Here is a 7365-nt window from a genome sequence, read left to right on the forward strand (position 1 = left end):
TCCGGTGTACACCATCGGCGTCAACCCCTGGGTGTGGACCTCGCCAGTCGACGACGAGGCCCTGGCCGAGCTGATCCCGCGGATCGCCGCGTTCGGCTTCGACGCGGTCGAGTTGCCGATCGAGCAGCCCGGTGACTGGGACCCGGTCCGCACCCGGGACCTGCTGGCGGCACACGGCCTCGTCGCTGCCGGCGTCTGCGCGGTCACCCCGCCCGGACGGGACCTGGTGAACGCCGCACCGGCCGTCGTGGAGTCGACCGTCGCGTACCTCATGGGGTGCGTGGCGAGCGCGGCGGCCGTGGGCGCGCCGTGTATCGGCGGTCCCGTGTACGCCGCGGTCGGCCGCACCTGGCGGATGTCGCCGGCGGCTCGCGCGGCCTGCTACGCGGACTTCCGGCGGGCCCTGACGCCGGTGGCGGAGCAGGCGGGTGAGTGGGGCGTGAGCATCGGTGTCGAGGCGCTGAACCGCTACGAGACGAGCGTCGTCAACACGATCGAGCAGACGGTCGAGCTGATCGACGGTCTACCCCCGAATGTCGGCATCATGATCGACACGTATCACATGAACATCGAGGAGGCCGACCCCTACGCGGCCCTCTCCATCGCTGGCCCGCACATCAAGCACGTCCAGGTCAGCGGCACCAACCGGGGCGCCCCCGGTGCCGACCACTTCGACTGGCCCCGCTTCTTCACCTTCCTGCGGGACACCGGCTACCAGGGCGCGATCTGCATCGAGTCGTTCACCGCGGAGAACGAGACCATCGCCACCGCCGCGGCGATCTGGCGTCCGTTGGCCCCCTCGCAGGACCGTCTCGCCACGGACGGCCTGCGCTATCTCCGGGAGATCCTCGGGTGACCGCCGCCGGGCACCACCACCTCCGCCTCGTCGAGGCGTTCTGCCCACCCCCATCCCCACTCTCTGGTGAGGAGCACCGTCCCCGTGTCCGTCTCATCCGTTTCACCGCTGCGCCGAATGCTGGCCGGCGCCGCCGCGACAGCGTTGACCGCTCTCGTCGCGGTGACCGCCTCGGCGTCCCCGGCCCTCGCGGCCACCACCACCCTCTACGCGTCGCCGTCCGGCACCGGCACCAGTTGTTCGGCCAGCCAACCGTGCTCGCTGACCGCCGCCCAGGCCGCGGTGCGGACGCAGAACAGCGCGATGTCCGGTGACATCGTCGTGGAACTGGCCGACGGTGCGTACCGGCTCTCGTCGCCCCTGCGGCTGACCGCCGCCGACTCGGGCAACAACGGCTACCAGGTGATCTGGCGGGCAGCGGCCTCCGCCCGTCCGACGGTCACCGGCGCCCGCGCGGTCTCCGGTTGGTCGCTCGCCGACTCCGGGAAGAACATCTGGCGAGCCAACGTCGGAGCCGGGCTCGACAGCCGCCAGCTCTACGTCAACGGGGCCATCGCCACGCGGGCGCGTACCGCCGTGAACCGGTCCGACTTCACCTTCACCACGGCGGGCATGCGGTTCAGCAACAGCGCGCTGAACTACCTCAACAACCTCGGCAACCAGAACCGGGTCGAGGTGGAGAGCGTCGGCTCGTTCACCGACCGGTACTCGCCGGTGCAGAGCATCAGCGGGAACTTCCTCACGATGCAGCAGCCGGCGTGGAACAACAACACCTTCGGGTTCGACACCCTCTCCAGGCCGCACCGCGCGGGTCCCTTCTACCTGGCCAACGCGTACGAGTTCCTGGACTCACCGGGGGAGTGGTATCTCAACCCCGGCAACGGCCAGCTCAACTACATCCCGCTCGCGGGGCAGAACATGAGCACCGTCAGCGTGGAGTTGCCGCAGTTGCAGTCCCTCGTCAACGTCGGCGGCACCTACGACGCGCCCGCGCACCACATCTCGTTCAGCGGGATCACCTTCACGGGCACCAGTTGGCTCGGCCCCAGCAGCAGCAACGGCTTCGCCGACCAGCAGACCGGCGCCCACATCACCGGCACGTGGGCCCGTCCGGCCGACGCGCTGACCTCCTGCCAGGAGGGCTGCCCCCTGTTCGAGGCCACCCGGCCGAGCTGGAACCAGATGCCCGCCGCCGTGCAGGTCTCCGCCGCCAACACCATCACCTTCAGTGACTCCCAGTTCGTCAACCTCGGGCAGACGGCCATCGGCATCGGCAACGACGCCAACGCACACGCCAGCGGCGTCGGCCTGGGTGCCAGCACCATCACCGTCACCCGCTCCGAGATCGCCCGCAACTCCGCCGGGGGCATCGTGGTCGGCGGTGTACGCGCCGACGCCCATCACCCCAGTGATCAGCGGATGGTCAACCGGAACATCACCGTGAGCAACAACCGGGTGCACGATCTCGGCCTGGAATACCGGGGCGTCGTCTCGATCCTCACCACCTACGTGAACACCGCGCTGGTCTCGCACAACGAGGTCTACAACATGCCGTACACCGGCCTGTCGGTCGGCTACGGCTGGGGCGCCAACGACGCCGGCGGCAGCAACCACTACGCGAACCGTGGCCTCTACAACTACCAGCCGCGGTACACGACGGCGACCACCGCGGCCAACAACCAGGTCATCGGCAACTACGTGCACGACGTCATGCAGCAGATGACCGACGGTGGGTGCATCTACACGCTTTCGGCGAACCCGGGCGGGACCATCAACGAGAACTACTGCCTGCGGACCAACGGCTGGTTCGGGCTCTACTTCGACGAGGGCTCCCGGTACTACACCGCCCGCAACAACGTCTTCTCCTCCATCGGCACCTGGGCCACCGCGAACTACTTCTACGCGGAGAACATGGGCAACTTCACCGTCACCAACAACTGGTCGAGCAGTGGCAGCACGAACGTGACCAACGGGGATCGCGGCAACGTCGTCTCCGGCAACGTCACGGTCTCCGGCGGCAGTTGGCCGTCGGGCGCGCAGACGGTGATGACCGCCGCCGGCGTCCAGGGCGGTGGCAGCACCAACCCGCAGAACGTGCAGATCGTGGGCGTCCAGTCGGGTCGCTGTGCCGAGATCGGCGGTTCCAGCACGACCAACGGCACGCAGGCCCAGATCTGGGACTGCATCAGTGGTGCCACCAACCAGCGGTGGACCGCCACCGCCAGCCGGCAGCTCATGGTCTACGGCACCAAGTGCCTGGACGCCTCCGGTCAGGGCACCAGCAACGGCACCACGGTGGTGATCTGGGACTGCAACGGTCAGGCCAACCAGCAGTGGAACATCAACGCCAACGGCACGATCACGGGCGCCCAGTCGGGGCTCTGCCTCGACGCGTTCGGCGCCGCGACGGCGAACGGTACGAAGCTGATCCTCTGGTCCTGCAACGGCGGCACCAACCAGCAGTGGCAGCTGCGCAGCTGACCTGGGAGCTGGACACCACCGGGTCCGGGCCGAGGCGACACGCCTCAGCCCGGACCTGGGTGGTTACGGATTTTCGGCCGTCCTCGCCGTGTCCACGATCAGCCCGGTCGAGGCCTCGTAGCGTACGGGAATGGGGTCGGTGAGTTCCCCGACGAACGTCTCGTCGACGTGGTCGAGGAAGCCGATGAGCGACCAGTCGTCAGCGTTTTCCGGGACCAGCCGGGGCGCGTACAGGTGCGGGTGCGTGAAGGGCTGGGCGGACGCGATGTCCCACGGACCGAGGACGGTCTGGCCGGTCGCCACCCAGATCCGGTGGTCGTCGCGCCGAGCGCTGCCGGTGGCGTCGGTGGAGAACAGCAGCAGGGGCTGCCCGTCGATGACCGCGACCTGGGGCACCTCGAGGTGGCCGAACCCGGCCGGTGTCGACAGCGGTGGCTGAACGGTCCAGGTGACGAGGTCGGTGGAGGTGGCGTGGCCGACGACACCACGGGTGTTCGCCGGCCCCGTGTTGGCCCGCGCGGTGATGAGCATGTGCCAGCCCTCGCCGTCGGGGTCGGGGAACACCCACGGATCACGCCACGCCTGCTCGTACCACTGGTCCTTGTCGAGCAGTTCGTACCAGGTCGGGTCGGCCTGGACGATCGGCTCGGTGCCGTGCCGTTCCCAGGTGGTCAGGTCGTCGGAGACGGCCAGGCCGATGCGTTGGACGAGCCCGTCCTCGGCGCGACCGACACCGGTGTAGAACAGATACCACCGTCCGTCCGGCCCCTGGACCGTGCAGCCCGTCCAGGTCGCCAGGTCGTCCCAGCTCGGAGCGTCGGCAGGAACCACGGCGTCGGCGACCAGGCGCCACGAGTGCAGGTCCGCCGAGACGGCGTGGCCGATCGTGGCGCGGCGGTGGCGGCGGCGCGGGTCGTGCAGGGCGCGGGACGCGCGCAGGAAGAACACGTGCCAGAGGCCGTTTTCGTCCCGCGCGTACCAGCTGTCCCACACCCAGTGGTCCGGTAGGCGAAGCATGGCCGGAAACCTAGCACTAAACCGTTTTAGCGGCGGCAAACGAGGTCAGCCGATCATGGCGGCTCCGTGGGCCGCGGTCACTCGGCCGGAGGGGCGAGGGACCTGCGTCGGCGCAGGGGCATCGGGACGAGCGACGGCTCGGTGGTGCCGCCGTCCAGGAGTAGTTCGACCGCGCGTCGTCCCATCTGTTCGTGCGGCAGCGCTGTGGTGGCCAGGCTGGGACGCAGCCAGGCGGCGATCGGGTCGTCGTCGAACGAGATCACCGAGATGTCCTCCGGGACGGTCAGCCCGGCCTCGCCGAGCGCCTGGTAGGCGCCGAAGGCCAGCCGGTCGTTCATGCAGATGATCGCGCTGGGTCGCTTCGGCCTGTTCAGGAGACCGCGCATGGCGGCGTAGCCGTGCTCGGGCAACCACTCGGTGCAGAAGCACTCGGCCAGGAGGGCGACGCCCGCGTCGCCCAGCGCCTGCTGGATGCCGTGCAGACGCGCCCGGGCGGCGAGAGAGACCTCGGGGTCGTCTTCCTTGAGCCGGTTACGGCCGATGAGCGCGATCGCGTCGCGGTGGCCGTGTTCGAGCAGGGCGGTGGCGACCGAGCGGCCGGCCCGGTCGTCGTCGGGGAGCACGCTGGGCAGGCCGTCGGGACTCGTGGCGTTGAGCAACACCACCGGGCCGCCGAGGATGGCCGGGGGCACCGTCAGCCGTCGGGTGGCCATCGCCGCGTAGATCACCCCGTCGACCTGCCGGTCGAGCACGGCCTCGATGGCGTACTGCTCGAAGGTGGCATCTCCCTGCGTCTCGGTGATGAGCAGCACGTGGTCCCGTTCCCGGGCCGCGTCGAGGGCGCCGCGGATGAGGCCGCCGGCGAACCGGGTGGTGGCGACGATGTCGGAGACGAACGCGATGGTGGCCGTCTTGCGGGTGCGGAGGCTGCGCGCGGCGAGGTTGGGCCGGTAGCCGAGTTCCTCCGCGGCGGCGAACACGCGTTGGTGCGCCTCGGCCGAGAGTCGGGTGCCCTCCCTGCCGTTGAGCACCATCGACGCGGCGGTCTTCGACAGCCCGGCCTTCCGTGCGACATCGGCCAGGGTTGCTCTGTTGCGGCCCATCAGTCCTCCGAATCAGGCGCGGTACCACAGGCGCCGCTCCTGCCCATCATGATGCGTCGCCGCGCGAGGTCCCCCGCCGGTCATGCCCGGCATGGTGTGAAGCCGATGTTTCCGCACCGTTGCCAAGTTGTCCTTGACAGCCTCCCGCGCCACGCGCATGCTCTGCTAAATCAGTTTAGCGACCACTTTTGGCGCCTCGCGGGGCGCCTTTGGTGGCCGTGCCGGGTTCATTTTGATGACGGTACGGGTGCTGCGCTGGGGCGACCGGTCACGGCGTACACGTCGTGGCTGTCACCCGGCTGCGGCGGTCCCGGTGGAGCCGTCGCGCGGCCACGGGTCGCGGGACGCGCGGAGATGTCAAGGAGTCATGAAATGGCAGAATTGCTGACAAAGTTCCCGCGACGTAGAGCGATGATCCTCGCGTCGCTGCTGGCGATCGGGATGACCGCGACCGCCTGCGGTGCGCCGGGGGAGGACCGGTCGTCGACCGCCGAGCCCGACGCCGCCGTCAAGACGGAACTCGGGACCGCGCCGATCACCCTGGAGATGTACGCGGAGACCGGCTTTCCCCTGGCCAAGGCGCTGGCCGACGAGTTCTCCAAGCAGCACTCGAACGTCACGTTCAACATCCGCGAGGACCAGTTCACGGTGATCGTGGAGAACGCTCCCCGCGTGATGGCCTCGGACAACTCGCCCGACATCATCCGGCTCCCCACCATGGTCGACCTGGTCAAGGACGACCTGCTCAAGAACCTGGACCCGTACTTCACCGCGTACGGCTGGGACAAGTTCCCGGCCTCGCAGCTGATGCAGTTGCGCGTTGGTGACAACACCCGGGGCACCGGGCCGCTGTACGGGATGGGGCTCGGTTACAGCGTCACGGGCGTCTTCTACAACAAGAAGCTCGCCCAGCAGGTCGGCATGACCCAGCCGCCGGCCACCGTCGCCGAGTTCGAGCAGCTGCTGGCGAAGGCGAAGACCGGCGGAGTCCAGCCGATCATGCAGTTCAACAAGAACACCGCGGGCATCAACTTCCCGCACCAGGCGCTGCAGAACCAGTTCGGTGACCCGGCCCAGGTCGCCGACTGGATCTTCCAGAAGCCGGGAGCCACCTTTGACACTCCGGCCGCGCTCAAGGCCACCCAGTCCATCCAGAAGTGGGCACAGGCCGGCTACTTCCCGAAGGACGCCAACGCCCTGGACTACGCGGGCATGGTGGGGGAGTTCCAGAAGGGCAACGGCCTGTTCATGTTCAACGGCGACTGGGAGTCGGCCAACCTCGACAAGACGATGCCCGGCAACGTGGGCTTCTTCCTGTTCCCGACCGAGTCCTCCGGCGGCAAGCACGTGGCGATGTCCGCCCCCAATACCTTCGGTGTCTCCGCCAAGGCCAAGAACCCGGACGCCGCCGCCTTCTTCCTGAACTGGGTCCACACCAACGCCAAGGCGCGCGAGATCGCGGTCACGGTCGGCGGGTCCAGCCCCGGCGGCCCGAGTGACCTGCCGGTGCCGGCCGCCGCTCCGAACACCGTTCTGGCCGAGACCCTCAAGGCGTCACAGCAACTCGGGGCCGAGAACGGCGCGGTGGACTTCACCGCGAACGCGACCGGTGGCATCTTCGCCGCCGCGATCACGCCGGAGATGCAGAAGCTGGTCGCCGGCCAGCAGACGCCCGAGGGGTACGTGAAGGCGGTCCAGGCCGAGTACGCGAAGGAACTGTCCCGATGACGTCTGCCCTCGGCAGCGCACCAACCGGGCGGGACGACGCGGTGTCGTCGCCGGATCGTCCCACCCACCCCACGTCCGCGCGGGCCCACCGACGTCGGTGGGCCCCCCCGGCCCGCCCCGGCGGGATGTTAGGTGGAAAAAGGAAGAAAGGAGGGTGGGGGAAAAGTGGTGTTTAGAAAG

The 7365-nt window shown here is 68.9% G+C and carries 5 protein-coding genes; 3 read left to right on the forward strand and 2 right to left on the reverse strand.

Going from position 1 to position 7365, the window contains the following annotated elements:
* Positions 1-4 precede the first annotated feature (4 nt).
* Both ABZT18_RS30865 and ABZT18_RS30870 read left to right on the forward strand, forming a co-directional pair.
* Complete coding sequence (locus ABZT18_RS30865) at positions 5-856, forward strand: sugar phosphate isomerase/epimerase family protein (protein WP_354997330.1); 852 nt, start codon at positions 5-7, stop codon at positions 854-856.
* Between the two features lie 84 nt (positions 857-940).
* Positions 941-3337 carry an RICIN domain-containing protein gene (locus tag ABZT18_RS30870; RefSeq protein WP_354997331.1) on the forward strand — a complete coding sequence of 799 codons (2397 nt, stop codon included), beginning with the start codon at positions 941-943 and terminating at the stop codon, positions 3335-3337.
* A gap of 63 nt (positions 3338-3400) precedes the next feature.
* On the opposite strand, the gene ABZT18_RS30875 is transcribed toward ABZT18_RS30870, so the two are convergent.
* Positions 3401-4393: a family 43 glycosylhydrolase gene (locus ABZT18_RS30875; protein WP_354997332.1), complete on the reverse strand. Its 993-nt coding sequence runs from the start codon at positions 4391-4393 to the stop codon at positions 3401-3403.
* Positions 4394-4431: 38 nt separating this feature from the next.
* On the reverse strand, positions 4432-5457 hold the full coding sequence (locus ABZT18_RS30880) for a LacI family DNA-binding transcriptional regulator (RefSeq protein WP_354997333.1): 1026 nt from the start codon (positions 5455-5457) through the stop codon (positions 4432-4434).
* Positions 5458-5829: 372 nt separating this feature from the next.
* Here ABZT18_RS30880 and ABZT18_RS30885 point away from each other — a divergent pair, with 372 nt between their 5' ends.
* Positions 5830-7185: an extracellular solute-binding protein gene (locus ABZT18_RS30885; RefSeq protein ID WP_354997334.1), complete on the forward strand. Its 1356-nt coding sequence runs from the start codon at positions 5830-5832 to the stop codon at positions 7183-7185.
* The last annotated feature ends 180 nt before the right edge of the window (positions 7186-7365 follow it).

The organism is Micromonospora sp. NPDC005291, assembly GCF_040607415.1.
Taxonomy (GTDB): Bacteria; Actinomycetota; Actinomycetes; order Mycobacteriales; family Micromonosporaceae; genus Micromonospora.

Excerpts from the sequence above, each read along its gene's own strand:
- ABZT18_RS30880 (WP_354997333.1), bottom strand. The coding sequence starts at position 5,457 with ATGGGCCGCAACAGAGCAACCCTGGCCGATGTCGCACGGAAGGCCGGG.
- ABZT18_RS30885 (WP_354997334.1), top strand. The coding sequence starts at position 5,830 with ATGGCAGAATTGCTGACAAAGTTCCCGCGACGTAGAGCGATGATCCTC.